Annotated in this window: 20 protein-coding genes, 1 tRNA gene and 1 other RNA gene; 11 read left to right on the forward strand and 11 right to left on the reverse strand. The window is 63.9% G+C overall.

The features are described from left to right. Positions 1 to 95 precede the first annotated feature (95 nt). Genes HMPREF1484_RS04090 through HMPREF1484_RS04110 form a run of 5 tightly spaced genes read left to right on the forward strand, consistent with a single transcriptional unit; the run spans position 96 to position 7,267 of the window. Positions 96 to 3,287, forward strand: coding sequence for an alpha-mannosidase (locus tag HMPREF1484_RS04090; RefSeq protein WP_016663756.1), 3,192 nt, complete (start codon positions 96 to 98; stop codon positions 3,285 to 3,287). Continuing rightward, the gene (locus HMPREF1484_RS04095) at positions 3,284 to 4,339 is read left to right on the forward strand and encodes an alkaline phosphatase family protein (RefSeq protein ID WP_016663757.1); all 1,056 of its coding nucleotides are present in this window, start codon (positions 3,284 to 3,286) and stop codon (positions 4,337 to 4,339) included. The genes HMPREF1484_RS04090 and HMPREF1484_RS04095 overlap by 4 nt, the downstream gene beginning before the upstream one ends. A gap of 8 nt (positions 4,340 to 4,347) precedes the next feature. Further along, the gene (locus tag HMPREF1484_RS04100) at positions 4,348 to 5,010 is read left to right on the forward strand and encodes an HAD family phosphatase (RefSeq protein WP_016663758.1); all 663 of its coding nucleotides are present in this window, start codon (positions 4,348 to 4,350) and stop codon (positions 5,008 to 5,010) included. Next, a complete protein-coding gene (locus HMPREF1484_RS04105) occupies positions 5,007 to 6,530 on the forward strand; it encodes a beta-N-acetylhexosaminidase (protein WP_016663759.1) in 1,524 nt (507 codons plus the stop codon). Before HMPREF1484_RS04100 ends, HMPREF1484_RS04105 begins: the two co-directional genes overlap by 4 nt. Positions 6,531 to 6,589: 59 nt before the next feature. Further along, positions 6,590 to 7,267, forward strand: coding sequence for a metal-dependent transcriptional regulator (locus HMPREF1484_RS04110; RefSeq protein WP_040386438.1), 678 nt, complete (start codon positions 6,590 to 6,592; stop codon positions 7,265 to 7,267). Here HMPREF1484_RS04110 and HMPREF1484_RS04115 read toward each other — a convergent pair. The 8 genes from HMPREF1484_RS04115 to HMPREF1484_RS04145 all read right to left on the reverse strand — a co-directional run bounded on the left by HMPREF1484_RS04115 (position 7,251) and on the right by HMPREF1484_RS04145 (position 14,699). Beyond that, complete coding sequence (locus tag HMPREF1484_RS04115; protein ID WP_016663761.1) at positions 7,251 to 8,117, reverse strand: metal ABC transporter permease; 867 nt, start codon at positions 8,115 to 8,117, stop codon at positions 7,251 to 7,253. The genes HMPREF1484_RS04110 and HMPREF1484_RS04115 overlap by 17 nt on opposite strands. Beyond that, complete coding sequence (locus HMPREF1484_RS04120) at positions 8,114 to 9,046, reverse strand: metal ABC transporter permease (RefSeq protein ID WP_016663762.1); 933 nt, start codon at positions 9,044 to 9,046, stop codon at positions 8,114 to 8,116. The genes HMPREF1484_RS04115 and HMPREF1484_RS04120 overlap by 4 nt, the downstream gene beginning before the upstream one ends. Next, positions 9,043 to 9,771 (reverse strand): metal ABC transporter ATP-binding protein, encoded by a 729-nt coding sequence (locus HMPREF1484_RS04125; RefSeq protein WP_051120618.1) that lies wholly within the window; start codon positions 9,769 to 9,771, stop codon positions 9,043 to 9,045. Before HMPREF1484_RS04125 ends, HMPREF1484_RS04120 begins: the two co-directional genes overlap by 4 nt. A gap of 53 nt (positions 9,772 to 9,824) precedes the next feature. Beyond that, on the reverse strand, positions 9,825 to 10,766 hold the full coding sequence (locus HMPREF1484_RS04130; RefSeq protein ID WP_016663764.1) for a metal ABC transporter substrate-binding protein: 942 nt from the start codon (positions 10,764 to 10,766) through the stop codon (positions 9,825 to 9,827). A gap of 528 nt (positions 10,767 to 11,294) precedes the next feature. Beyond that, positions 11,295 to 12,467: a hypothetical protein gene (locus tag HMPREF1484_RS04135; protein ID WP_016663765.1), complete on the reverse strand. Its 1,173-nt coding sequence runs from the start codon at positions 12,465 to 12,467 to the stop codon at positions 11,295 to 11,297. 152 nt (positions 12,468 to 12,619) lie between these two features. After that, a tRNA-Ser gene (locus HMPREF1484_RS04140) sits at positions 12,620 to 12,704 on the reverse strand. A gap of 127 nt (positions 12,705 to 12,831) precedes the next feature. Then, complete coding sequence (locus tag HMPREF1484_RS11210) at positions 12,832 to 12,948, reverse strand: methionine/alanine import family NSS transporter small subunit (RefSeq protein WP_016663766.1); 117 nt, start codon at positions 12,946 to 12,948, stop codon at positions 12,832 to 12,834. Next, on the reverse strand, positions 12,945 to 14,699 hold the full coding sequence (locus tag HMPREF1484_RS04145; protein WP_016663767.1) for a sodium-dependent transporter: 1,755 nt from the start codon (positions 14,697 to 14,699) through the stop codon (positions 12,945 to 12,947). The genes HMPREF1484_RS11210 and HMPREF1484_RS04145 overlap by 4 nt, the downstream gene beginning before the upstream one ends. Positions 14,700 to 14,891: 192 nt before the next feature. On the opposite strand from HMPREF1484_RS04145, the gene ffs reads away from it, so the two are divergent. Further along, positions 14,892 to 14,987, forward strand: an RNA gene (ffs, locus tag HMPREF1484_RS11215) — signal recognition particle sRNA small type. A 19-nt stretch (positions 14,988 to 15,006) separates the two neighbouring features. On the opposite strand, the gene HMPREF1484_RS04150 is transcribed toward ffs, so the two are convergent. Next, positions 15,007 to 15,597 carry a DUF421 domain-containing protein gene (locus tag HMPREF1484_RS04150; RefSeq protein ID WP_016663768.1) on the reverse strand — a complete coding sequence of 197 codons (591 nt, stop codon included), beginning with the start codon at positions 15,595 to 15,597 and terminating at the stop codon, positions 15,007 to 15,009. A 722-nt stretch (positions 15,598 to 16,319) separates the two neighbouring features. Between HMPREF1484_RS04150 and HMPREF1484_RS10880 the strand changes: the two genes are divergently transcribed. Continuing rightward, positions 16,320 to 16,871, forward strand: a complete 552-nt coding sequence (locus tag HMPREF1484_RS10880; RefSeq protein ID WP_172620168.1) for an endonuclease domain-containing protein — start codon at positions 16,320 to 16,322, stop codon at positions 16,869 to 16,871. Positions 16,872 to 17,045: 174 nt separating this feature from the next. Beyond that, a complete protein-coding gene (locus HMPREF1484_RS04160; RefSeq protein WP_016663771.1) occupies positions 17,046 to 20,024 on the forward strand; it encodes a DNA polymerase III subunit gamma and tau in 2,979 nt (992 codons plus the stop codon). A gap of 554 nt (positions 20,025 to 20,578) precedes the next feature. On the opposite strand, the gene HMPREF1484_RS04170 is transcribed toward HMPREF1484_RS04160, so the two are convergent. Beyond that, positions 20,579 to 22,087, reverse strand: a complete 1,509-nt coding sequence (locus tag HMPREF1484_RS04170) for an amidase (RefSeq protein ID WP_016663772.1) — start codon at positions 22,085 to 22,087, stop codon at positions 20,579 to 20,581. A gap of 9 nt (positions 22,088 to 22,096) precedes the next feature. Continuing rightward, the gene (locus HMPREF1484_RS04175) at positions 22,097 to 22,672 is read right to left on the reverse strand and encodes a hypothetical protein (protein WP_016663773.1); all 576 of its coding nucleotides are present in this window, start codon (positions 22,670 to 22,672) and stop codon (positions 22,097 to 22,099) included. A gap of 78 nt (positions 22,673 to 22,750) precedes the next feature. Between HMPREF1484_RS04175 and recR the strand changes: the two genes are divergently transcribed. The 3 genes from recR to HMPREF1484_RS04190 all read left to right on the forward strand — a co-directional run bounded on the left by recR (position 22,751) and on the right by HMPREF1484_RS04190 (position 26,533). Then, entirely contained in the window at positions 22,751 to 23,344 is a 594-nt protein-coding gene (recR, locus tag HMPREF1484_RS04180) for a recombination mediator RecR (protein ID WP_016663774.1), read from the forward strand. Between the two features lie 9 nt (positions 23,345 to 23,353). Further along, complete coding sequence (locus HMPREF1484_RS04185) at positions 23,354 to 25,057, forward strand: hypothetical protein (RefSeq protein ID WP_016663775.1); 1,704 nt, start codon at positions 23,354 to 23,356, stop codon at positions 25,055 to 25,057. Positions 25,058 to 25,168: 111 nt separating this feature from the next. Next, positions 25,169 to 26,533, forward strand: a complete 1,365-nt coding sequence (locus HMPREF1484_RS04190; protein ID WP_016663776.1) for an aspartate kinase — start codon at positions 25,169 to 25,171, stop codon at positions 26,531 to 26,533. Positions 26,534 to 26,541: the final 8 nt, after the last annotated feature.

The following is a 26,541-nucleotide window of genomic DNA, read 5'->3' on the forward strand; positions in this document are numbered from 1 at the left end:
CAAATGAACTGGCGTGCGAACGTAGGGCGAGGGGGCCGCTCGGTGCTCCTCGACCCGGAACCGAGCCGTGTGACAACCAGGTAGGGGCAGGTGCGATGTTTGATGATTCAACGCTCGTCGAGGACCGTATTGAACGGCTCCACGAGAGGCTAGGGAAAGAGCTCTTCCGCGTCCTTGCCCCGGTTGACGTCACCGCGTGGAAGTCCCCCGGCGAGCCCGTCGACTTCGCGACCGCCGCTGAAGCGAACTACGACCCGATCTCCTCGGGTGACCGCTGGGGCCCGGCGTGGAGCACGTGGTGGTTCCGTATGAAGGGCACCGTTCCCGCAGAGGCGAGAGGCGAGCGCGTGCACCTGCGGGTCGATCTTGGCTTCGAAGGTGATTGGGCAGGAAACCAGTCCGAGGGCCTCGCCTACACGACCGCTGGAACGCCGCTCAAGGGCGTGAACCCCATGAACCGCCTGATCCCGCTGACGGGCGAGGGGCTTCCCGCGACCATCGCGAAGGCGGGGGAGCGGCTTCTCGACGACAGCGGTGCCGTTGAACTCCTCATCGAGGCCGGCGCAAACCCCAATATGGGCGACTACATGAACAATCCCACCGACCTCGGGGACCTTTCGACGCGCCCGGACACGCCCGTGTGGACGTTCGGTGGTGCCGACCTCGTGGTGCGCAACGAGAGCGTGTGGCATCTGTGGCTCGACGTCGAGGTGCTCTGGGGCGTACTCAAGGAGCAGCCCAAGGGTTCGACACTGCGCGCGACCCTTCTGCGCAGGCTCGAGGAAGCCGCGGACGTCGTCGATGCTCAGGGCATCCAGGAGGGGGCCGACGCCGCCCGGGCCCACCTCGCTCCCGTGATCGCAAGCAGTGCCGGTAACTCCGCCCAGATCATGAGCGCCGTTGGCCACGCCCACATTGATTCAGCTTGGCTGTGGCCCCTGCGTGAGACTCGCCGCAAGGTCGCGCGCACCTTCTCGAACGTCCTTACCCTTGCCGAGGATTACCCCGAATTCACGTTCGCGTGCACGTCTGCGCAGCATTATGCGTGGCTCAAGGACGGGGCCCCGGCGCTCTTCGCGCGCGTGAAAGAATCGATTGCGAAGGGTCAGTGGCACCCCGCGGGCGGCATGTGGGTTGAATCCGACACCAACCTCCCCGGTGGCGAGGCTCTCGTTCGTCAGTTCACCGTGGGGCTCAACTGGATGGAGCGAGAGCTTGGCGTTGCCCCCACGTGCACGTGGCTTCCCGACTCATTCGGCTACACGGGGGCGCTCCCGCAGATCGCACGTTTGAGTGGCATGACCACGTTCTTCACGCAAAAGCTCAACTGGAGCCAAACGAACACGCTCCCGCACCACACGTTCTGGTGGGAGGGGATCGACGGCACCCGCATCTTCACGCACTTCCCGCCCGTGGATTGCTACGACTCGATCGTGAGCGCCGAAGAGGTCTTCAAGGCCGAGCGGAACTTCAAAGAAAAGGGCCGAGCAAAGCGCTCGCTGCTTCCGTACGGCTACGGCGATGGCGGCGGCGGCCCCGTCGCGGAAATGGTGGAGCGCGCCAGGCGATTCGCCGACATGGAAGGTGCGCCCCGCGTGGAGTTCGATTCCCCCGACGGCTTCTTCGACAAAGCGCGCGAGGAGTATCCCGACGCCCCTGTGTGGAGCGGCGAGATGTATCTCGAGTTCCACCGCGGCGTGTACACGAGCAGCGCTGAACTCAAGCGCGGTAACCGGGAGGTCGAGGCGAAGCTCGCCGTCCTCGAATGGCTCGGCGCTCTCGCCACCGAGCGAGGAATCGACTACCCGCTCGCTGAGGTCGAGGAGCTGTGGCAGCGCGCCCTTCTCCTCCAGTTCCACGACATCCTGCCGGGCTCGTCGATCCACTGGGTCAACCGCGAGGCGCGTGCCGAGTACGAGGCGCTGCGCACCGATATCGAAACTCTCATCGACTCGCTCCTCGCCTCCCGCGCGGGTGGGGGCACGGGCTCGGTGGAGGCCCTCGACGGCGACAGTGGTCAGGCCGCGGCGCTCGCGGGCTCTGAGGTCACCGTCGTTAACCCGTCGCCCGTGATCCGCCGCGAGGTGTGGGAGCATTCCGACGGTTGCTCACTCATCGAGGTTGCCCCTCTTTCGAGTGCTCCCCTGAGTGCGCTCGAGGTGTCGCCCACGAATCCGGTGACGTGCGAGACGCGCGGGAGCGATATCGTGCTTGCCAACGGCCTCGTGGAGGTCGTGATCGATGCAAACGGTCTGGTCTCGTCCATTCTCGACCTCGACGCGGGCGGCCGCGAGCTGCTCGCCGCAGGCCAGAGGGGCAACGCCCTCAGCGTCCACCCGGATTTCCCAAGCTGCTTCGATGCGTGGGAGCTTCAGCACCAGTACAAGCGCAGCGAAACAGTGCTTGAGGAAGCGCTCGAGGTGAAGGTCGTGACGAAGACGGCGCTTCGCGCGTGCGTCGAAGTACGCCGCACCCACGGAGATTCCACCTTCACTCAGCGCATCACGCTCGATGCGGACGCTCGTGCCGTTGACTTCGAGGTGCATGTCGATTGGCGCGAGAAGCATCGCGTACTGCGCGTGGGCTTCCCGCTTGCACTCAATGCCCGCACGGATCGTTCGGAGATCCAATTCGGGCATATCGACCGTGCGATCGCGAAGAACACTTCGTGGCAGGAAGCGCAGTTTGAGGTGAGCGGCCACCGCTGGGCGCTCCTCGAAGAACCCGGCTACGCGGTTGCCTTCGCCAACTCGCAAACATACGGGCACGACGTCCGCGTGCTTGACGCCGCTGCCGCCGACCGTCGCGGTGGTGTCGCGTTTGGCTACACGCTCTTGCGCTCGGCCACGGCGCCCGACCCGGAAGTCGATCTCGGTGAGCACACGCTTCGCTACAGCCTCGTGTGTGGTGCGGATCTCGCGCACGCGCACGCCGCTGGCCTCCGCCTGACGCAGCCGCTTCGCGAAACCGCTCACGCGCTCGAAACATCGGCCGTTGCGAGCATCGAACACCGTGAGGGCGACACTCTCGCTCTCATCGACGCCGTGAAGCCCGCCGACGACGGCTCGGGCGACCTCATCGTCCGTCTCCACGAGGCCGAGGGGCGTGCGGGCATCGCCCACGTCCGCTTCGCCTCCGCGCCGAGCAAAGTCCGCGCGACGAACCTGCGCGAAAAAGAAGCGCCGGAGGTCGCGCCCGGCCTTACCGCGTGTAGCGAGGACCCCTCGCTCTACGAGGTGTCGATGCACGAATTCCAGATTGTGACCCTAAGGGTGGCCCGCGCATGAAACTTCTTCTTATATGCCTCGACGGAGTGAGGGCCGACATCGCCCTTCCCGAATTCGTTGCGGCGGATCCGCACTTCGCGAAACCCGATCACGGCGCTGATCCCCGTTTTCGGGCAGTAAACGATAAGGGTGAGCCTGCCGTCGGACCCCACGACCCTCCGCTCGACCGCACCCTCCCGCTCGAGGAGGCCCCGAAGAATCTCGCGCCCACGCTCGCGCGGCTTGCTCGCGGCGACGAGCACTCGGGCGGGCACATCACGCCCATGTGGATGACGCCGCCCACGGACTCCGCGCCCGGCTGGTCCTCCATCCTCACGGGCTCCACCCACGAGGAATGCAACGTGTGGTGGAACGAATTCGTCGGTCACGATCTCGCGCGGCGCCCCGACATCCTCTCGCGCGTGTACTTCGCGAACCCCGCCGCGCGCACACTCGCCGCGGCCACGTGGGAGGCGTTCTGTGCGCCCCACGGGCTCGGCCCGCTGCTCCAGCACCGCTTCGACCAGCAGCGCACGGGCCAGCACCAGACGTTCCACCCCGACCTTAAGGACGGATTGGATCGCGCGGACGATGACGTTGCGCACTGGGCGACGTGGAAGCTTCTCCACGAGGGCCCCGACGCGGCGGTCGTGTACTTCGAGGGCGTCGACGGCGCGGGCCACGCGCACGGCGCCGAATCGGAACAGTATCGGGACGCGATCCGCCACGTCGATGAACTCACCCGTCACCTCATCAAGGCTGTTGCCGAGCGTCACGAGCAGCTCGGCGAGGACTGGCTCGTGGCCGTCACGACCGACCACGGCCACAAACCCGAAGGCGGCCACGGCGAGGACGAGGTCGAAGTGCGCCGCAGCTTCCTCATTACCCACCGCATCGGCGCGCCCTTGCCTGAGGTTCTTACCTCGCGCGACGTGCTCCACAGCGAGCAGGTCATGTGGGACCTCCTCGATGCCATGGGCGTGCGCCAGGGTAGCTACGACGCCGAAGGAGTGGGAGTGCTACGCGACATCGAGCAGGTGGGCCCCACGCGCAACCTCGCTTTCGAGTGGTGAGGGTGGCCGTGGCGGAAACACTCCCGAGCCGGGTTGCCGGCGTCATCTTTGACATGGACGACACACTTTTCGATTCGGAAAAGGCGTGGCACGAAGCAGCCGCTGCCCTGTGGCGTGATGCAGGGGGAGTCTTTCGCGGCTACGGAGACCGAGGCGGCACCGTCGAAGACCTCGCGAACGCGTTCCTTGACGAATTCGGGGGAGGGGACGAACGCGAAGAGCGCATGGGTGACGTATGCGCGAGACTCGAAGACGCGATCCGCGAGCGACTCGACGTCGACCTCGCGCCCATGCCTGGAGCCGACGCCCTCACGTCTCGCCTCGCCCAAGTGGTGCCGCTCGCGATCGGCTCCAACTCGCCGCAACGCATCGTCGAGCAGTGCGTGCGCGCGATCGGCTGGCAGGAGCGGTTCACCGCAGCCCTCGGCGTCAGTGCACACATGAACCCCAAGCCCGCCCCCGACCTCTACCGTGAAGCGGCCAGGCGCTTAGGAGCCGACCCTCGCGATTGCGTCATTTTCGAAGACTCGCCCACGGGAGCCCGCGCCGCTGTCGCTTCGGGCGCCTTTGTCGTGACGATCGGCGACGACGCGCGTGGAATCGGGACGCTGGCAGTCGATACTCTTAACGATGACATTGTGACCTCGTGGACACCGGAGCAGCTGACATGAGAACCCTTATTCCCGAACCAACAACCGTGCGCGAGCTGGACGGCCACTTCAGCTTCCCCTCGCCCCTGCCCGTGACCGGAGGCGGGCATGCCGCCGACTATCTCGAGGAACGCCTTTCCCGCGCGGCCGGCGTGCGCGTGTGCGAAGGCTCCGGCGGAGTGCTGTTCTCCCGCGACGATTCCCTCGGCGACGAGGCCTACCGCCTGCGCGTAAGCGCCGAGGGCATCCAGATTGAGAGCGCCGACGACCGCGGTGCCGGATGGGCCGTGCAGACGCTCCTCCAGCTCCTTCCGCCCGCAATCTACTCATCGGGCCCCATGGAGCCCTCCTCCCTCGTCGTGCCGTGCGTCGAGATCGAGGACGCCCCGCGCTACCACTGGCGCGGCTCCCACATCGACGTCGCCCGCAACTTCCTTCCCCTTGAGGGCCTCTACAGGCACCTCGAGGTCATGGCGATGCATAAGCTCAACGTGCTGCACCTTCACCTCACCGACGATCAGGGCTGGCGCATTCCCATCGAAGGGTTCCCGAAGCTCATCGAGAAGGGATCACGGCGCCCGGGAACCCTCGCGGGCCATCAGCCGCCGCCCGACGAAAACGACTGCGACGATGTCGCGGAACACGATGGAATCGAATGCGGCGGCTACTACACGCGCGACGAGATAACCGCGCTCATCGAACGAGCCGGAAAGCTCGGCATCCAAGTCGTGCCCGAAATTGACATGCCCGGGCACATGGAATCCGTCGTCGCCGCATACCCCGAGCTCGGCTGTGTCCCCATCGAACACCCGCGTACGTGTTGGGGCATCTCCGAACACGTTCTCGCCCTCACCGACGAAGCCGTCGAATTCTGCCGCGCCGTGCTTACCGACGTCGCCTCGCTCTTTCCCGGCTCGCCCATCCACGTGGGTGGCGACGAATGCCCCGGTAAGGAATGGCGCGAACACGGACCGTCGCGCGCAACCATGGAACGTATCGGTGCAACGACACCTGCCGAGGCCCAGGCCTGGTTTGAGAACGAAGTGTGCACGCACGTTCTCGGCATGAACCGCCGCGTGATCGCATGGGACGAAGTGCTCGACGGCACCGTGCCAGAGGGGACGACGGTCATGGTGTGGCGCAAATCCGAAGCGGTCGAGGCGGCGATGAACGCCGGCTTCGACGCTATCGCCGCGCCCACGGAGTTCACGTATTTCGACTACCGCCAGCACTCCGGAGAGGACCACCCGCTCACGATCGGCGGCAACCTCCCGCTCAGCAAGGTCGCGGGCCTCAGCGACCTCCTCGACGCCGTTGGCGGCGAAGGCAAAGGCGAACTGCTCGGTGCGCAATTCCAACTGTGGACCGAATACGTCCACGACTGGGTGAAAGCCGAGTACCTCCTGTGGCCCCGCGGCTGTTCGGTCGCGCAGCAGGTGTGGTCCGGTTCGGCCGGCAACGCACGTGAGCTCGAGACGATGAAGGCCCACCTCGCGCGCCTCACGGCACGCGGCCTCAACTGGTGCCGCACGGCGGAATAGCCTTTGATCGGCTCAGCCGTGAGCCGCTCATGAGAGTGCTGTGTTGCTACTGTGGTGGCGTGTCAGTAGAGAAGCTCTCCGGTAGCGTGCAGGATTACCTCAAGGCTGTGTGGGTTCTAGGCGAATGGTCGAACGAACCCGTGACGACCTCGAAGATTGCCGCGCGCGTGGGAGTTCGGCCGGCAACGGCATCCGAGACCATTAAGAAACTGGCGAAACAGGCGCTCGTGGAGCATTCGCCTTACGGGGCAATCACGCTCACGGAAGAAGGACGCTGCCTCGCCCTCGCTATGGTGCGCCGACATAGACTCATCGAGACCTTCCTCGTCGAAAAGCTCGGCTACGGGTGGGACGAGGTGCATGCCGAAGCAGAAGTGCTTGAGCATGCGGTCTCCGATCTTATGGTGGAGAGAATCGACGCCGCGTTGGCGCATCCCACGCGAGACCCGCACGGTGACCCGATTCCAGGGCCCGACGGAAAACTTGAAACGATCCCCGCGTTCCAACTCACGGATCTTGCGGCTGGGGAGTCGGCACGGGTGGAGCGAGTGTCGGATGCTGATCCAGCGCTTTTGCAGTTCCTCGCGGGGAAAGGGCTCACTTTTGGGGCGATTGTGCGTGCACGCGAAGCGGAGCCTTTCTCCGAGACGCTCGACCTTGAGGTCGACGGCGTGAAGGGGATAGCGGCGCTCGGCAAGACTGCGACTGACGCTGTGTGGGTCACGGTTCTCGAATAGAGGGGCGAACCCGAGAGAGCGCCGTGCGGGCGGCGAGTACGCAGAAAAAGATGAGGCCATAGACGACAGCCATGCCCGCGCTCGTCGCCGCGCCGAGCACGTAGGCGAGCCAAAACCCAGCGAGCGTTCCGAGCGTAGCGACGAGAACACTTCCGATCACCATGTCTCGAAGGTCTCTGGACCACAACCGCGCTGTCGCGGCGGGAATCACGACCAGGGCAAGTACCAGGACAGCGCCTGCGGCGTGAAAAGCGGCCGTCACGGTGAGCGATGTGAGAAACATGAACACCACGTTGATGGCTCCCGTGCGCACGCCGATTGATTGGGCGAATGCTGGATCGTAGGTGGTGACGGTCAATCGTGGGAACAACGCGGCGATTACGCCGATGTTAAGGGCGAGAACCGCGAGCATAACGTAGAGGTATTGCGGTCCAACGTCGATGCCACCGATGGTGAGAGGTGTCCATGCGGCGAGATTGACATCGCCCACCAAGACCGCGTGTTCATCGAGGTGGACATTGCCGAAATCGATCGAGATGAGAAGAACGCCGGCGCTGAAAAGAGCGGGAAAAACAAGGCCCTGCGACGCATCTCCCGCGAGCAAACGCGTGCGTGAGAGTGCTTCGCTTCCGAGCACGACGAGGAGCCCCGCACCTGCGGCGCCGACGATGAGCAGGGGAGAGGTAAGAGAGTGCGTCAGCGCATAGCCGATCACGACTCCTGGAAGAACCGCATGGCTCATACCATCGACCATCATCGAACTCTTGCGAAGTACGACGAAAACTCCGGGAAGGGCAGTAGCGAGTGCCGTCGTGACAGCTAGGGCACACGTACCAAGGATGAAGTTCACGGTTTCCTCCCTTGCCCGGGTGACGATCGAAAAGTGCGGCGCGTTGTCGAAGACGCGACCATGCGCGCAAGGATTCCACGTCGAGGGGCGCACAGGAGTGACACGACGAGAGCCCCGACGAGCACGAGAACGGTCACGGGTCCGCTCGGCAGTTCCCCGAGCGCGACAGATGCATAGGCGCCGAGGCTGCTTGCGCCCGCACCAACGAGAGCGGAGCAAAGTGTCATGGAGGAAAGCTCGCGGGTCCACTGGCGTGCGACCGCCGGAGGGGTCACAACGAAAGCCACCATGAGCACGAGCCCGACGGCTTTTACCCCCGCGACCGTGGCGATCGCGAGCATGGCGAACATGGCCGCATCGATCGCCTTGCCGTTCAGTCCGAGTACCGTGCAAAACTCCGGATCGAACGCGCGCAGCGAAAACTCTTTCCACAGGGCGAGCGTCACGAGGATTGCGCACCCGCCGACTACCGCGCTCGAGGTGATGTCGGCTTTCGTGAGCGTTGAGGCGTTACCGAAAAGAAACGCACCGATCCCACCCTTACCGGGGAGGGAACTTTTACTGATGAACTGAAGGAGCAGCATACCGGTTCCGAAAAAGAGCGAGAGCGTCGTGGCCATCGCGGCATCGATCGTGAGCGGTGTGCGAGACGCGACGATGTTCGCGACGAGATGCGCTGCCGTTCCGGTGACCGCCGCTCCTATGACGAGAAGAAGTGGCGAATGTATGAAGGCGCCCGGACCAAGCGTTGAAAAAAGGAAGGCGAGGAGAACCCCGGGGAGGGCTGAATGCGAGATGACGTCGCTCGCAAGCGACTGGTGGCGCACATAGGCGAAGCAGCCGAGCGCCCCAGCAATGGCTCCGATGAGGCTCGTCCCCACAAGAACAGTGCGGTAGGTGTAGACCGAAAGAAAATCGACGATGCTCACGAGTGGCCTTCTTCGCGAGAGACGAGGGCGCGCGAGAGACATCCATCGAGGTCATACGCGCGCCGAATAGCTACGTCTGTGAGGGTGCGTTCCACGGGGCCCGATGCGATGAGTTCAGTATTGAGAATCGCAACGTCAGAGCAAAACTCCCGAACAGTCGCAAGATTGTGATGAACGAGCACAACGGTGCGCCCTTTCGAGCGGAAGTCGGCAAGAACATCAAAGATTGCACGCTCGCTTCGCGCATCGACCCCTTGAAATGCTTCGTCGAGGATGAGGAGGTCTGGCTCTTGTACGAGGGCGCGGGCGAGAAAGACGCGTTGGCGCTGACCACCCGAGAGCTCATTAATGTGGCGTGTGCTCAGATCCTCGAGGCCGACCTGGCGAAGCGCCGCGAGCGCACGCTCACGCTCGCGGCGCCCCGGCCGGCGAAACCACCCGAGAGTGCCGTAGGTCCCCATTGTCACAACGGTGAGCGTGGTCGCGGGAAAGTCCCAATCGACGCTCAGAGATTGCGGCATGTACCCCACTCGCGAACGCGCCACGCGGAGGCTTTGCCCGAAAAACTCGGCCGTGCCCGTGAGGGGTGGAACGAGCCCAAGCATGGCTTTGAGCAGAGTGGATTTTCCCGCGCCGTTGGGTCCGACGATCGCCATGCAGGCGCCGCGTGCCACTTCGAGCGTGACACCTTTGAGGACGATATTTTCGCGGTAGGCGACTGTCATGTCGGTGACGCGACACGCGGGCGCGGCGACACTCTTAGCAGGGGGTTGCGCCGTCACTTCCCAAGCCCCTCCGCGACAGCGTCAACGTTGTGGGTGAAAGCTCCCAGGTACGTGTCGACCCCGGGTTCCGCTCCAAGGGAATCCGCGTAGAGCTCGGCATCCGAGATCTTGACGTCCCACCCTTTCGCGTGCACCGCTTCTTGGAGGCTCTTGATGGCCTGCGGGTTGGCCTGGTTGTCGAGGAAGATCGTGGGAATTTTCTTCGAGGCGATCAGGGTTGCGAGATCGTCGATTTCCTTTGCGCTCCGCTTGGCTTCCGTCGAGATGAAATCGGTCGCGTGAACCTCGAGATCGAAATGCTTTCCGAAATAGTTGAAGGCGTCGTGCCCCGTCACGAGGATGCGGGGCGCATCGATCTTTGCGAGTTTTGCGTCGGCCTTACTCACTGCTGCGCGAATTTTCTCCTTGTATTTCTCGGCGTTCGCGCGATAGGTTTTTTCGTTTTTGGGGTCGGCCTCGGCGATCTTGTCGGCAACCGAGTCAACGGCGATGAGCCATGCTTCAGGGCTGTTCCAGATGTGAGGGTCATGGAGCGGGCGCCCTTTGTCGTCCTTTTCTGGCCACGGCAGGAGAAGCTTCTCAGGGACCTTCGAGCCGACAGCGAGTTGACGATCGCCGAAGCTTTCGAGCTGAGAGGTCATGTGGGCCTCGAGGTTCAAGCCGTTCCAGAAAACGAGGTCGGCGCTTCGCATTTTTTCGATGTCTTGGGTGGAGGGCTGGTAGGTGTGGGGATCCCCTCCGGGGCCCACCATCGTCGTGATCTCGGCGTCTGGGGCGATGTTCGCGACGGCATCGGCGAGGTAGCCCGTCGTCGCGTACACGGAGAGTTTCTTGCCGTCGTCTTGGCGTGTGGTTTGGCCTGAGCAGCCAGTGAGTGCGAGCGCCATGGCAGCGAAGGCAACGACGGCAGCGCGTGCTGACTTTCGAAGGTTCACGTTATCCCTTTGATGCTGGAGTGAAGACGTGCCGAGCAGGCGTGCATCCGTGCACGTCGGATGTCGACCCGTCTCTCGCGCCCTATGACGCGAGAAATCCAGGATGCACTAACAAAGAAGTTAGGGCAACCTAAACCTGTGGGTGTTGTGTGTCACGAGAGCGCGGTCGAGCAAGGAAGATGCATCGTTATGCTCCCTCGCGCCTCGATTTAACCGTGGGTCGATTTCTCTCGATTAGCCGGGTGTCCTGGAGTGCTACGTATGGAGCATCGAAGGGGGCCGCTTCGTGTTCGACGTTGACATAGTTCCCGAGGGGAGCTTCGTGGGATCATCCGTTTACAGGAGGCGGAGCTTGCGGCCTAGGCGCCAGAGAGTTTCCTCGCGATCCGGGCAAACGGGGTGAAATCCCCGGCGGGGGAGCGAAGCACCTCGAGGTTTGCGATTCCGACGGTCGCCTGGCCACCGTCGGACTCCACCTCAAGAGCTGATGCCGCCAGGCCCAGCTTCCCGGCTACGCCAGTCCAACATTTAGCCTTGCGCGTTCTTCGCGGCCTGTGCACGTGCCGCATCATGTGCGAGGGCAAAGGCATCGGTGCTGCGCATGAAATCTCGTGCCCACTCCGCTCGTCTCGTGGCCGCACGTCGGTACTGACTGCGCTGAACCTTGTCCCCGGAAGTAGCAAACCCCTGCACGTTCTCGAGCCTCTCAAAGTGTTCCATGACCTTCGCGAAGGCATCGTCGGGGGAGGCGAGAGCGTTCGTGACGCTCTCGCCGTTCTCGATTTCGTTGTACTGCCAGCGCCCCTGAGCGTTCCGCAGGGCCCACGCGGGGGCCCGGTCGCCAATCTCCCTGCGCAGGTACGCATCGGGTTCCTCGGCCACGGTGATGTCGATACGCGCATACCGATCGCGCACGGCGGGCGAGCAGCGGAAGAGACGGCGAATGTCCCGCGCGTCGAACCCGGAAAAGTAGGGAACCTGCCCTGCAAGGGAACCGTCGGACTGAATCAGGTGATTGAAGAGGTAACTCGCGCTACCGCTGCACAGGCGGTCACTGCCGGAGGTTAACGGAGAGAGGTACTCCTCGACGTAGTACACGCACGAAAGGATGGCGGCCATGTCGGCGGCAATGGCCCGATCGAACTCTTCCGTACTTTCGGGGCGGAACTCCCATGTTGCACTTCCGTATTCCTTGTAAATCAGGTCGCGGAAAGCATCAACGGCTTTGTCGATTTCGCCCGTCACGCGTGGATCCCCTTCACCGGAATCTTTCGTCGAAAACCGATGCCTAACGTGCTTATCCGCACGATCGGCGAACACGAGCTTCCACGTACCGCCTCCGTCGCTCCTTACGTTACGAAAGATCCCATACGAAACCGGTAAGACCCGGCTCGTCGCCGTGGTCACCATGTTTACACCCTTAATTTCGCCCGGCTCGCTCCCCTCAAATTTCTCGTCGAGGTCATCTTTGAGGGATCGAAGGAAGCGATCGGGGGCCCCGCTCCTCGGCCGCACACGCCTTAGCTCACGAATGTGGAAACCCGAAATGGGGTCGATGACACTCTCGGCGTGCAACTCATCGAGAAAGAGGCTCGCGGCAATCTTCGTGGGGAAGTGGTGCTCGGGCGGCTCCTGCGAGCACGCCTCTGCGCTCTGTGCGGTGCACTGTTGAATCTTGTCGAGCGGGGTAATGTGCCACATGCGGGACTCCAGGCGCCGGTCGTCGCTTCGTCGTGATTGAAAGGGGCGCGCACCGAGTTTACGTACCGGTTCTGGTGGAACTGCGAGAGCCCCAGCGCGAAAAACGGGCACCGGCCCAACCATGAAGGCTGAGGCGGTGCCCGTTCAATCAGCGGAGGATAGGGGATTTGAACCCCTGAGGGCGTGAACCCAACACGCGTTCCAGGCGTGCGCCATAGGCCGCTAGGCGAATCCTCCAGTTCGCTGCCGTGGGCGGGACATACCCGCCACAAAAGGCAACGCGCTCCAGTGTACCCAAAAAGACATGCGCGGCGCATGTGCGGGCCGGAATCGCTCGGTACAGACGGGTCGAAGGTCACACGAGCTAGTCGTCTTCGGCAGAAAGATCGGGATGGCGCAGTAGATTCACGATCGCTGCACCGAGCCCGCCCCAGAGCATAAGCATCGAGACGATCAGCAAAACAACGGCTGACGCATTCATCGCTTCCCTCCCTTCGTCAAGAGGCGCGCGAAGAGTCCGGCGCGCGCGGGGTCATCGTCGGCGCGAAGCTCTTGCGGGAACTGCGTCGTGGACGTGGGGGCCTCAAGCGGCTTGCCGCGCACGATGCTTTGAGCGATCGGGTCGCCGTCGGAGTCGAGCTTGCCAGCATTGGAGGCTTTCGGCCACGGGATTGCGCTCATGATGATGGCTAAAGCGACGAGTGTCGCCGCCATGCCCCACCCAAACGTATTGACGAACCACGAGGGCATGCCGCCGTAGCCGTTCGCGAGGATTTCGCGCGCATCGAGCACGAGGGTGACGGCGAGGATCGCCGGGGCGATGACCGAGATCATGACGTACCAAAAATCGCCCACTCGGAAGGAGCCGTACATATTCAAGTGGTCGCGCAGGGCGGGGATGCCGCGAATCACGTAGGAGAGGACGAGCGTTCCCACTAGGGCAGCGACCACGATGCCAAACGAATTCACGAACTTATCGGACACATCGAGCAAGTTGAGGCCCGTTGTGGTGGAGAATCCGAGCGTGGAAAGAATTGCCATCGGGATGCCTACAGCAAGAGTGCCTGCGACCCGGCCGAGCCCGAGCTTGTCCTGGACCGCGGCGATGATGACTTCGAGAATCGAAATGAGCGAGGTGAAGCCGGCCACGAGCAGAGAACCGAAGAACAGCACACCAATGAGAGCACCGAGCGGGGCCTGATTGATGATTGCCGGGAAGGCAATGAAGGCGAGACCGATGCCGTCCGCGGCAACGTCGGTCACTTGCTGCCCGGTCGAGGCCGCCATGAAGCCGAGTGCTGCGAAGACACCGATGCCAGCGAGCAGCTCGAAGCCCGAGTTCGAGAAGGCGACAACGAGGCCCGAGCCGGTCAGGTCTGTTTTCTTCTTGAGGTACGAGGCGTAGGTGAGCATGATGCCGAACGCAATCGAGAGCGAATAGAAAATCTGCCCATAGGCCGCGATCCACACCGAGCCGTCTGTAAGAGCACCCCAGTCGGGCGTGAAGAGCGCATCAAGGCCGAAGCTTGCGTTCGGTAGAGTCACCGCACGAATGACGAGCACGAGGAACATCACGATAAGAAGCGGGATGAAGATTGTGCTCGAGCGGGCGATGCCCCCTTGTACGCCGAGCGCAAGAACACCGACGCTCAAAACCCACACGACGATCATCGCGATGAGGATCTTCGGCACGAAATCAAAGCCAATCCCCGTTGTCTCAGCGGGGACCGACGCCGTGAACGTCCCGAAAAATGCCGCCGGATCCTCGCCCCACGCCTTGTTAAAGCTGAAGATGAAGTACCACGCGGACCACGCGAGAATTGCCGCGTAATACGCCGCGATCACTACGCAGATCATGACCTGCCACCAGCCGATAGCCTCGGCCTTGCGGTTCATGCGCCGCCAGGCAAGAGGTGCGGAACTACGCCACCGGTGCCCAATCGCGTAATCCATGAAGAGGAGCGGAACACCCGCGGTGAGGAGCGCGATCAGGTACGGAATCATAAACGCGCCGCCACCGTTTTCGTACGCCGTGTACGGGAAGCGCCAAATGTTGCCGAGCCCCACCGCCGAGCCGATCGCCGCAAAAATAAACGCTGTGCGGCCGGAGAACGCGCCGCGGTTGGCGCGTTGTTGCTCGGGAGCGGCGTGGATTGTCGATTGAGTACCCGCGGGCCGGTCTGTGCTCGGGGCCGACGGTTCCACGCCCAGATGGTGGGAATGTTCGGTCATTGTGGTCTTTCCTCAGAACTATCGCACTCGTGGCGAGATGAACTTTCACAGTGTGGGGATGAGGACTGCGCCGTGTCCACCGCGTTTCGCGATGTGGTCGGCTCGGAGTGCGGGGTCGGAGTGTAGGGCTCGTCTACATCACAGTGGCCGACGGTGGCTGTGCGAAATGGGTTGCGAGCCTGTATCGTTGAGGGCGACTCCCCGCGTGGTGTCATCCATCGGAATCCCCCAGGGCTTGACGGCAGCAAGGGTACGAAGGCTCTGGCAGGTGCGCGGGGAGTCGTTTTATGCCGTCAGCGAGCAGGGGTTAGTCGAGCGAGTCGTCTTCGGGAAGAACGAACTCCTGACCCACGACTCCCTTGATGAGGAGGGGGTCAATACTTTCCCCTTCGCGGATGACGCTTATGAAGCCGTTCGGCTCCATAATCGCGCACTGAACCTGGCTCCGGGTAGCGATGCCGGAGCGACGGAACGCGAATGCTAGGTCCTGGTCGGTGACGCGGGCCCGCCGCGCATAGTGCTCGACTTTCTTACCGTGCGCGAAGACGACGACGGGCCGTTTGTTGAGGCCAAGCGCGGGATATTTCGTCGATCGTGACAGCGCCGTGTTGAGCGCGCCGAAGATCACTTCCATGAGAACGAGGGTGACGAGCCCGATCACGCCTGCGGCGAGGGTGGGTGGGTGTCCAATCACGACGCGGCCCGCGACTGCGCCGAGCATGATGATGACGGCAGCGTCGAAGCTCGTCGACCCCGTGAGGATGCGCGGCCCAAAAATGTGGATGAGGAGATAGAAGACGAGGTAAATCACGACGGCGGAGAGGACCACGATGGGGATACGCCACCATTCGATACCGATCGCCCCGATCAGTGCTTCGGTCCACTGCGCAAATGTCATGGGTTAAGCCTAGGCCACCAGCCCCTGAGGGGCGGGGCCGTCCCAGTCTCCGTCTCTTCCACACCCCTCCGTTCGTCCCCTTTCTCCTACTCTCGCTGTCTCCTCCCAACACTGCTTCCTCCCTCCCTCGCCGTCGCACTTTATGAAAAGTCTCGAGTCATGCGGGGCTGCCGCCCTTGCCATGCCCCTGTTTCTTCATGAAGTGAAACGGGAGAAGAGGGGGCGAGGCGGGGGAAGAAGGCAGTGAGGGGCGGAAGGCAGTGAGGGGCAGAAGTGGGGGCGGAAGCGGCGCGGTGAGGGACTGCAGGCGAGGGGCTGTGGCAAACCCTTGCCTCTTGCCGCGGCTGTCGCTTCACAGATCGCGGCCGTCAACAGCTGCGATACCCGCCGTGATTTGAATACCTCTCAACTTCAATCCTTGGAGTATGAGAATTGACTTTCCCCACGAGACTGTGAGTGCGGCGCAACTTTTCGAGGCGGGGTGGACCCGGCGATCCATCAACCGCGCTCTCGCAAAGGGAAACCTCGTGCGGGTCGCGTATGGAAGCTATTCGTTCCCCCCAGTTTCGTCGGAAGACCTGGCTATACGCGCCGTCACGCTCGGTTGTTGGGTCACCTGCTTCTCGGCACTTGAACGGCATGGTCTCTGGGTCCCGCGAATGTTTGGCTCGCCGCATTTGTGCACGACCTACAATCGCCTCGCAAGTGGCAAGGCCCGAAAGGTGAGCGTGGGGTCCCACCGTCGATGGACCCGCAACCCGTCGAAAGCACCGGTGCTCGACATCGTGGATTCGCTCACCGAGGCTGTCCACTGCGGAACTGCTGAACAGGCGTTTATTGTGCTCGAGTCTGCCCTCCGCCTTGGGAAGGTAGCCCCGTTTGAAGTTGAGCGCATCTTGGGAAAGTGCTTCGCATACCAGGCCAAGGAGATTGGAGTCCCGGGCCGTTTCTCAGAGTCGGGAACGGAATCGGCGTTCGCCTTTCGCATGAAACGCCTGGGTGTCGGTTTTCGGCAGCAGGTGTACATCGATGCCATTGGGCGCGTTGACTTCCTGATCGGGGACTCGCTCGTCGTTGAGCTCGATTCGTTCGAGCATCATCAAGCTAGCCGGCACGGGTTCAATCGAGATCGCGAGCGCGATGCGGATCTTCAGCTCCGTGGCTACAGGGTGATCAGGCTGACCTACGACCAGGTGTTTTACCGCTGGAACGAGTGCGAGGCTCGAGTGAGGGAGGCCATCAGGCAGGGTTTTCATCGTAAGCGGATGCGATGAACTGGACCGCGTCACTTTTAATAAAAATTCCGGGGCTGCAGGCTCTCGAAGGCAAGCAGCTCTGAGGTTTTCTTCATGGTGTGGAACGCAATCTCCGCGAGGTCCGGGCCCAGCCAGCACTCGCACTCGACGCTCGACCTCATCCACAATGCTGCCCTCCATTAGGCTGGTGTCGTGGCTACAGCTCTTTACCGTCGTTATCGCCCCGAGTCCTTCGCCGAGGTCATCGGCCAGGACCACGTCACCGAGCCGATCCGGCGCGCGTTGAAGTCGGGCCGAATCGGCCACGCCTATCTTTTTTCGGGCCCGCGCGGCTGCGGCAAGACCACGTCGGCACGCATCCTCGCGCGGTGCCTGAACTGCGCCGAGGGGCCCACGGATACGCCCTGCGGCACGTGCGATTCATGCCGTGATCTCGCACGCGACGGGGCGGGCAGTCTCGACGTCGTCGAGATCGACGCGGCGAGCCACGGCGGCGTGGATGATGCCCGTGACCTGCGTGAACGTGCAGCTTTTGCTCCGGTCCGCGACCGCTTCAAGGTCTTCATCATCGACGAGGCCCACATGGTCACCTCGGCCGGCTTCAACGCGCTGCTCAAGCTCGTTGAGGAGCCGCCCGAGCACGTCAAGTTTGTGTTCGCGACGACCGAGCCCGACAAGGTGATCGGCACGATTCGTTCGCGCACCCACCACTATCCGTTCCGCCTCATCCCGCCGCAGGTGCTGCTTCCCTACCTCGAGCAGATTTGTGCTCAGGAGGGCGTCACTGTTGAGGACGGGGTCCTCTCGCTCGCCGTGCGTGCGGGCGGCGGCTCGGCCCGTGACACGTTGAGCGTGCTCGACCAGCTGATCGCCGGCTCTGACGAACGCGGTGTCGAGCTTGAGGTTGCGACGAACCTGCTCGGCTTCACCGACGTTGAACTGCTTAATCGCGCGGTTGATGCCATCGCGGCACACGACGCCGCGACCCTGTTCGGCGTTCTCGACGAGGTGATCGGCTCGGGCCACGAGCCTAGGCGCTTTGTCGAGGACCTGCTCGAGCGCTTCCGTGATCTCATCGTTCTCGTAGCTGCGCCCGAGCGCGCACGCGAGCTGCTTCCGGACGTTCCTAGCGACCAGGTCCAACGCCTGAGTTCCCAGGCCGAGGATTTCGAGCCTCGCACGCTTACGCATTTGGCGCAGGTGACGAGCGAAGCCCTCAACTCCATGGTGGGCGCGACCTCGCCACGCTTACATCTCGAATTGCTCGCCGCGAGGCTCCTTCTCAGCCCGGCGACGGGTACGGGGGAGGGCGCAATCGGGGCACGCCCCGGCGCGGTGGGCGGCGCCCCGGGCGCCTCTTTCGGTGGCGCGAATGGGGGCGGGGCTGCGCAGTCCGACGCCTCCCGCCAACCCCTGTCTCCACGTCAGCGCGCCGTGCAAATTGCACGGGAACAGGCAGCGGCGGCCGCGGGCCGCGACAAAGGTCAGGTCTCGCGAGCGCCGCAGGCCGAGGAATCGTCGCCGCACGCGCACCGAGACCCCGCGCGAGAAGAGCAGAGAGCGGTGCAGGCAGACCAGCTTCGGACGCAGCCCAAGGCTCAAGAAGGGCCGGAGCACGTGCCAGCCTCGCCTGAAGCGGAACCCGTGAAAAACGCGCAGTCCTCTCGGCCGACGCCGGAGCAACCTCAATCGCAGCCACGGCGACCAGTGCCGAGCAACAGCGATGATTCATGGGGCGACCTTGTGTCGCAGCAACCGTCGGACTCCCTGAAGCCGAACCCGACCCCTGAGCAACCGGCCCATTCTGCGACGGACGGAGCGAACCCGCAGGCCACACCGGCGGATTCGGGCGCGAGTGCGAGCGATGTTGAGGGGCACTGGTCGGCGCTTATGGATACGCTGCAGACGCTCAAGCGCGCATCGTGGGCGCTTATCGCTCAAAATGCGGGCATTCAGTCGTTTGACGGCTCGACCCTCGTGTTGAGTTTCCGCAGCCAAGGGCTCGTCAATGCTTTCTATCGCGGCCAGCACGCGCCGCATATGGCCGAGGCCGTGCGGCGCATCATGCGCATCGACGTGACGGTCGAGGCTACCTCTGGCGATGTGCCGCCGGGAGATGGGCGCGGCGGTTCTCCCTCCAATGGTTCGCCCGCGAACGGCAATCGATCACGCGAAGGTGGACCCCCCAAGGCCGCCGCGCCCACTGAGCGGTGGGGCGATGCCGTTGCTCCAGCCGAGCATCCGGCGCCTTCACCGCGCGTGCCCGGGCAGAACGCAGCGAATGCACGCGCAACGCGCGACGCGGAGGCGTCTCCAGGGGGCCAGCCTCCCGTGGCAGTTGCCGCCCCTCGCGAGCCGGACGCGGACGTGCCGCCGTTCTTCGACGAGGAGCCTCCCGGTGACGAGGATGCCCCGTCTGAGGACTACACACCGCAGCGCACCTCCGAGCCGGAGCCTGAACCTCGGGCGCAGTTTGAAGAACCGACGCCCGCGCGCGACACTGCTTCGATGCCGCGCGGGGTCACGGAGCCGGTGCGCATCCCGGCACAACCAGGCGAGGGAGAGCCTCGCACCCACGGCCAGAAGGCTCTCAAGGAGGCGATGGCAAGCGCGTTCGGTCAGGGTTTTGAACCTGCGGCGACTCTCGTAGATGCACCCGAGGCGAACGTCCCGGCGGGGCACGAAAAGGATCCAGCAATCGGGCGGGCTCAGGCCGAGGTTGATGCGGAGCAGACCGATGCATGGTCGGGGACAGCAACCGCTACGTCGACAGATGAAGACAGCTGGGGACTACGCACGCAACCAGATGTGCAACGCGATCAGGCTCCCGAAAGACAGGAGCTCAAGCGGGGCCCGGGTCTGGGTCCCGCTGGTGCGCCGCGTCTGACGGGTGCTGCGCTTGCGCGTCAGGCCCTCCACGAAGCGCAAGCCAATCGACACGGCAGCGGTGCACATGCTGGCTATGGGCTCAATGGACGCAGCCAGCACTCGCCCAAGGCTCAAGAATCGCACGTGAGCGCCGAGGGTCATAATTACGATGATCCCTTCCAGGGGGCTTCGCTCGATGACGAAGACGCGTCGTCAACTGGCTCGCAGCGCCGCCCCGGTCGAGACATTGTTGAGGAATTCCTCGGCGGCGAGGTGCTCGAGGTTATCGACGAGCAGCCCTGAGCCCCTATCTCGATTTGCCTGATCTCGCTTATGAAAATTTGTGTTCGGGCGTCGATGCTGCGCTCTCGGCGTTGCGCTCTGGGCGCCGATGGCGTCTCGGAGTATGAAGAAATTGTGGGCTTGGGGGTCGGTGAGGGCTTGGTGCTGGCTGTTTTTTCATGAAGTGTGACGGTGCGCGGGTGAGGAGAGCGGCGGCAGGGGCTGTTCTGGTCGCGGCTCTGAGTTCTGGGCGCGGCCCGGCGTCCTCGGTGCTGCACTCTGGGCGCTGATCGCGTCTCGGAGTATGAAGAAATTGTGGGCTTGGGGGTCGGTGAGGGCTTGGTGCTGGCTGTTTTTTCATGAAGTGTGACGGTGCGGGCGAGGAGAGCGGCGGCAGGGGCTGTTCTGGCCTCGGCTCTGGGGTCGGCCCTTCACTCTGGGCGCTGATCGCGTCTCGGAGTATGAAGAAATTGTGGGCTTGGGGGTCGGTGAGGGCTTGGTGCTGGCTGTTTTTCATGAAGTGTGACGGCACGGGCGAGGAGAGCGGCGGAAGGGGCGAGCCGCGCCTGGGCTTTTCAGGGCGCGACGAGTAGGGGCCAGGGGTCGAGGGCCTCGAGCTGCGCGGCGATACTGAGAAGAGTGGTCTCGGCTCCCGGCCGAGTTCCCCCGAGGTGGACGCCTACGGGCAGTTCGATTCCGTCGACCACTGTGCGATGCAGTGGCACGCTCATGGCGGCGAACCCATTCATATTCCACACGCTCGTGAACGGTGTGAAGCGCGATTGAAAATCGAAGTCCTCGCGCGGGTCGTCGGGGATGCGATCCGCGAGCACGGGCGGCTCGGACAGCATCGGCGTGAGGATCGCGTCGAAGCTCTCCCACGCCTCGGCCATGCGTCGCGTAAGTTCCTGGATGCGCGCGATGGCGGCGGCGTACTCAAGTCCGGTGACCTCGGCGCCGATGCCGCGTAGCCAGCGCGTGAGTGCTCCAACGCCCGCTGCCTCCTCCCCGGCGCGGGCTTCGGCGCTCCCGGCCGGACCGTACGGCAGCGGAATCGACGCTGCTCCCACAGCCCACACGGGCATGAACGTTTGCCAATCCTTCGGTGTCATCGGTGCGGGGATCTCGATGGTTGTGTGCCCGAGGGCCTCGAGCAGCGAGCGGGCACGCTCGACGGCTTCGAGAGAGGAGGCCGCGAGCTCTACCTCGGCGACCATGGGCGAGGTGAGCACACCGATCCTGAGCGGTGAAACCTTTCGCGCATCGAGCGCAGCGAGCGACGCCTCGACTGAAGAGGTTGCGCCGCAGCCCGCGCCCCGTGTGGGCCGCGTGCCAGCGAATGAATCGCCTGGCCGTGCGTGGGCGATGAGATCGATGCCGAGGGCGAGATCCGCGACCGTGCGCGCGAGCATTCCGTGGCGCGCGAGTCCCGGCCCGTCGAGGCCGTGTGGTCCGGCGCTTACCGTTCCACGCGAGGTCACCATGCCGAGGACGCCATTGCAGGCAGCGGGCACACGCACGCTTCCGCCGGCGTCGTTGCCGTGGGCGAGTGGCGCGATGCCGCACGCGACGGCTGCACCGGCGCCGCCGCTCGAACCGCCTGCGGTGCGCCGCACATCCCACGGAGTGCGGGCCGCTCCGAGTGGCGATTCGCTAAACACGCTCATCCCGAACTCGCTCGTCGTGGTTTTCCCGAGCGTGAGGGTGCCGGCGGCGATGAGATCCTCGGCGATGCCATCGGTGCGAGTCGATATGCTTCCTGCGAGAGCGGGGGAGCCGGCCTCGAATGGCAGCCCTTCGACTTCGACGAGGTCTTTGATCGGTAGGGGAATGCCGGCGAGGAAAGGCGCTGGCGTTTTGCCCGCAGAGCGTTCTGCGAGCAGCATCTCCTCGGCGCGCTCGGCTTGCGTGCGGGCACGATCGTCGGTGACACACGAAAACGCCCCGACCTTCGCGCCGCGTTCATGGGCGCGCTCGAGTGCGCGCTCGACGTGGACGCTCGGCGTGAGCTCTCCGTCGCGGTAGGCCCGCGCGAGTCGAACGGCGCTGAAATCGAGGGGGTCGTCTTGACCGTCGGCAAGCATGGCCCGCTCCTAGTTCAGCGGGGCAAGCGGTGCGAAAAGATCGGTGCGTGAGGTTGTCACGACCGTGTCCTGCTCGGCAACGGGAATCGACACTTCCCAAAACGGCGGCGTGGGCTCGAGCCCGCGGTCCGTGAGAGTTGTGAGCAGGGCATTCCACGAGTCGTCGCGCGTGCTGTAGGGGCCGTTGTGCGAAAGAGCTGCGATGCGCCCCTCGGGGAGGGTGACGGTACTTGCGTGGAGTGTGGTCTCGCCCGGGCAAGCGTCGGACCTCACGTCGATATCCCTCGAAAGCGGACGTTCGATCGGGAAACCGATAGCGACATCGCTCTGCGCGTGAGCGCTGTCGATGCCGCCAACGCGGTAAAACACGACAACCAGGTGCCCGGTGATCTCGGCGCCTTCGCGCTCGAGCGCCGCGGGCAGAGCATCAGCAACCACGCTCGCATAGTCTCCGAGCGCGTCCATCGCAAGGTCGTTGACGCGGACGGCGGCGAGCGGCACGGAGGGCTGATCGAGCACGGTGAGTGTCGTGTAGCCGCGGCCGTTTTCGACATCGCTTCCGCCGGGAGTCGTGTGGATGGTCATGGTGTGCTTTCGCGTTGAGAACGGGCGTGGGGCGAGTTTACGAGTTTATTTGTCTCACCCGTGCCATAGAGTTTAGGTGTGTTTCAGGGAATCGTGCAGGATCTGATCGACGAACTCGGGATGCTCCCCGGGGTGGGCCCCAAGTCGGCGCAGCGCATCGCGTTTTACGTGCTCGGTGCGGAGAGCGCGTCGATCGAACGGCTGGCCTCGACCCTCACCGAGGTGAAAAAGCGCATCCGCTTTTGCGAGGTGTGCGGCAATATCGCAGAGGAAGAACGCTGTGCGATCTGCCTCGACGAGCGTCGCAACGGTGAGCTCCTGTGCGTTGTGGAGGAGCCCCGCGATGTTTTTGCGATCGAGCGGCTTCGCGAGTATCGGGGTCGCTACCACGTGCTCGGCGGCGCGATCGACCCAATCGGGGGAGTCGGCCCGGCGGACCTGCGTATTCAGGAACTTCAGGATCGCGTCTCGCAAGGAGGCATCACCGAAGTGATCCTTGCGCTGGACCCGAACGTTCAGGGCGAGGCGACGAGCACCTACATCGCGCGCACGCTTGCGGACTCCGGAGTCGAGGTCACGCGTCTGGCCTCGGGCCTTCCGGTCGGCGGGGACCTTGATTACGCTGATGAGATGACTCTTGGCCGCGCGTTCGCGGGGCGGCGCACTTTCTAGGGGGTTTCGATGGTGCAGGGCACTCACCCGGGAAGGCCGGGCCAGGGCATGGGGATTCCGACGCTCGCCGGGCCTTCGGCGCAGTCACTTCCGCCACTGCTCGACTTGCCCGAGCCGGAAAGGCTGCCCACGGGAGACGACGTCGTCGACCTTCCCGAGGAAGTCTTGTGCGAATCCGCGCGGTCGATGCGCGCGGCCACGGGCCGGAAGATTTGGGTGTGGATGGCAATTGTGGGGTTTGTCAGTTGGGGAGCGCTCGCGATGGTGTTTCTCGGTTCGCTGACCCCGCTGTTTTTGTTTTTGCCGATTTTCGCGATTGCCGAGCCATCGTTCGTGGCATCGCTCCTCAACGGACTCGGCGCGTCACCGGGTGTCGTGCTGTTCATAGCTTTTGGGTCGGCGCCCTTAGGCGCGCTCGCCGGTCTGGGGGCGGCAGCGCTCGGTCTGCGGTCGGTTGCGCGGCTACGCCCCCGCGAGTACCTCACGGAGAAGGAGTTTCGAAGGGCGATCGGCTGGTCGTTTGCGAAGTGGATCCTGTGCCCCGAGCTCGCAGTGATCGTCCTATCGATGATCCTTACCGCGCTTCCCGGTAACACCTTCATCCTCGCCGACTTTTCTTACATCGTCGTGTCGGGGTACCTCCAGATGCTTGTGATCGCACTGTTGAGCGCGCCTCTCGCGGCTGGACTCGCGCGTGCATCAAACCCGCTGAAGCTGCCGGGACTCGGCGAGCTGGAAATGAGGCGCCAGGCTGCGATTGGCACGGACAACTACGGTCACTACACGCGCGTTCTATTCGCGCAGGATCGTCGGCACCTGCCGCGCAATAGGTTCATCGCAAACCCGCGCGTCGTGGCGCAGTCGTTCCGCACTATCGCCCGGTACCGCTGGTGGCAGGTCCTGACCGTTGCTGTGCTGGTTGTGCCGTTTTACTACTTTGCCGATTTCGGGCAACTTTTTACGTTCGATGGCGGCGTTGGCGACGTCTCCGGCGCGACGGATTTTTCCCTCACGACGCGCATCGCGGCACTCATCCTGCTCATTGCGTGGCTGGGCGCCTTCGCATGGCTGCCACCGCTCGTGCTCTCCCTGTTCCACCTCATACCGCCATCAAAACGGGGGGTCCGGGATCAGCGCACCTATCCCACGATTACTGAGCGCATGGCCGTGAATCGATGGGAGCGGGGCGTCGTGTGGGTGACAACCCTTGGTCTCGCCGCAGTGGAAGCCGTGTGCCTCATCGCGTTGCTCGTCGTGCTCCAGGTGACCGGTGACGCAGCCCTCGCGGGCCCAGTGCACCTCTGGGTTCTTGGGATCTCGGGATTCGCGGCGAGCGCATTGGGGATGATCGCCACCTACCGCGCGATGGCGATTGACCTGCGCACGATCGTTTACGGCCCTGCGGGCTGGTACATGCGCAGAGAGGTGCCGTTCTCAGCCATTGCACCTCAGCGCGGCACACGGACGGATCTCGCGGACGATCCGCGCGTGAGGGCGGCTCTGCGCGAACGTCAGGCGATGAAACTTGGTCTACCGAAAGACGCGACGCTCGAGCAAATCGCCAAGGCGGCCTCGAGAACCGGTGTGTTGCCCGACTTTGGGCTCGGCGAAGAACAGGTGACGCCCGCCACGGTCGAGCCTCCCACGATCAAAGGCGAGCACGATATCCCGGAGAGTCTCGAGGAGCTGCACGCGGGACGCCTCACAGTGTGAGACGCAACGGGCGCGCTGCACTCATCCCCGCGGCCTCGCCTGTCACAATGGCACCACCCCGCATTCATGCCACTACCGCGGTAACCCCGCGCGCGAAAGGGAAGCTCGCCCATGGCGCTTGTCGTACAAAAATTTGGCGGATCCTCCGTTGAGGATGCCGCCGCGATCAAGCGCGTCGCCGCGCGCATCGCTCTGTACGCGAAGGCGGGCCACGAAGTCGTGGTCGTCGTCTCGGCGATGGGGGACATGACCGATGAACTCATCGACCTCGCTCAAGAAGTGACCGCGCAGCCGCCCGCCCGCGAACTCGACATGCTGCTCACGGCGGGCGAACGCATCTCGATGGCGGTGCTCTCGATGGCCCTCAACGCCAATGGCGTGAGCGCGCGGGCATACACGGGCTCGCAGGCGGGCATGATTACCGACGAGCTTCACGGCGGCGCCCACATCATTGACGTGACCCCCGGGCGTATCCGCAGCGCGCTCGACAACGGTCACGTCGCCATCGTCGCGGGCTTTCAAGGGGTGTCGCGCACGACGAAGGAAATCACGACTCTCGGTCGCGGCGGGAGCGACACCACCGCCGTCGCCCTCGCGGCAGCGCTCGAGGCAGACGTGTGCGAGATCTACAGCGACGTGGATGGAATCTTTACCGCCGATCCGCGCATCGTGTCGAGCGCATGCCGCATCCCCGAGATCAGCTCCGAGGAGATGCTGGAAATGGCCGCTGCCGGAGCGAAGATTCTCGCCCTTCGATGTGTCGAGTACGCGCGCCGTTTCGAGGTTCCACTCCACGTGCGTTCGAGCCACAGCGGCCGTATCGGCACCGTGATTTGCGAGGATCCCGATCGGGACTTCCCGATCGACCCCGACCTTACCCGCCTTGGCGCACTCGCGGGCGCCTGTGATGTTTCACCTACGAAGGAGGAGGCCCCCGTGGCATTCCTGACAGAAGGGGGCCATGAGGCCCCGATGATCACGGGCATCGCCCACGACCGCAGCGAGGGTATGGTGACCCTCGTCGAGGTCCCCGATACGCCCGGGAAAGCCGCGGCAATTTTCGAACTCGTCGCGTCCGTCGGCGCGCATGTCGACATGATCGTCCAGAATGTCTCAACTGTCGACGGTACAGTCGCGATTTCGTTCACAATTCCCGAGGCGCACGCCGAGGCTGCCACACGTGCGCTCGAGGCAGCGCGAAGCGAGATCGGCTATCGCGAGTTGCGGTACACCGGCCAGATCGGCAAGGTCTCGATTATTGGCGCGGGCATGAAGTCGAACCCCGGCGTGTCCGCGACGGCGTTCCGCGCGCTGTCGAACGCGGGGATCAATATTTCGATGATTTCGACCTCGGAGATCCGCATCAGCGTCGTGACTCGCGTCGACGAGCTCGACCAGGCTGTGCGGGTGCTCCACACGGCTTTCGGCCTCGACGGCGAGGGTGAAGCCATCATTTACGCCGGAACGGGTCGCTGAGCGCGACC

This window comes from Dermabacter sp. HFH0086, from assembly GCF_000413375.1.
In the GTDB taxonomy this organism is placed as follows: Bacteria; Actinomycetota; Actinomycetes; order Actinomycetales; family Dermabacteraceae; genus Dermabacter; species Dermabacter hominis.

Excerpts from the sequence above, each read along its gene's own strand:
- HMPREF1484_RS04135 (WP_016663765.1), bottom strand. The coding sequence starts at position 12,467 with ATGTGGCACATTACCCCGCTCGACAAGATTCAACAGTGCACCGCACAG.
- HMPREF1484_RS04105 (WP_016663759.1), top strand. The coding sequence starts at position 5,007 with ATGAGAACCCTTATTCCCGAACCAACAACCGTGCGCGAGCTGGACGGC.
- HMPREF1484_RS04090 (WP_016663756.1), top strand. The coding sequence starts at position 96 with ATGTTTGATGATTCAACGCTCGTCGAGGACCGTATTGAACGGCTCCAC.
- HMPREF1484_RS04150 (WP_016663768.1), bottom strand. The coding sequence starts at position 15,597 with ATGACATTTGCGCAGTGGACCGAAGCACTGATCGGGGCGATCGGTATC.
- HMPREF1484_RS04170 (WP_016663772.1), bottom strand. The coding sequence starts at position 22,087 with ATGCTTGCCGACGGTCAAGACGACCCCCTCGATTTCAGCGCCGTTCGA.
- HMPREF1484_RS04125 (WP_051120618.1), bottom strand. The coding sequence starts at position 9,771 with ATGACAGTCGCCTACCGCGAAAATATCGTCCTCAAAGGTGTCACGCTC.
- HMPREF1484_RS04175 (WP_016663773.1), bottom strand. The coding sequence starts at position 22,672 with ATGACCATCCACACGACTCCCGGCGGAAGCGATGTCGAAAACGGCCGC.
- HMPREF1484_RS04145 (WP_016663767.1), bottom strand. The coding sequence starts at position 14,699 with ATGACCGAACATTCCCACCATCTGGGCGTGGAACCGTCGGCCCCGAGC.
- HMPREF1484_RS04095 (WP_016663757.1), top strand. The coding sequence starts at position 3,284 with ATGAAACTTCTTCTTATATGCCTCGACGGAGTGAGGGCCGACATCGCC.
- HMPREF1484_RS04185 (WP_016663775.1), top strand. The coding sequence starts at position 23,354 with ATGGTGCAGGGCACTCACCCGGGAAGGCCGGGCCAGGGCATGGGGATT.
- HMPREF1484_RS11210 (WP_016663766.1), bottom strand. The coding sequence starts at position 12,948 with ATGAATGCGTCAGCCGTTGTTTTGCTGATCGTCTCGATGCTTATGCTC.
- HMPREF1484_RS04190 (WP_016663776.1), top strand. The coding sequence starts at position 25,169 with ATGGCGCTTGTCGTACAAAAATTTGGCGGATCCTCCGTTGAGGATGCC.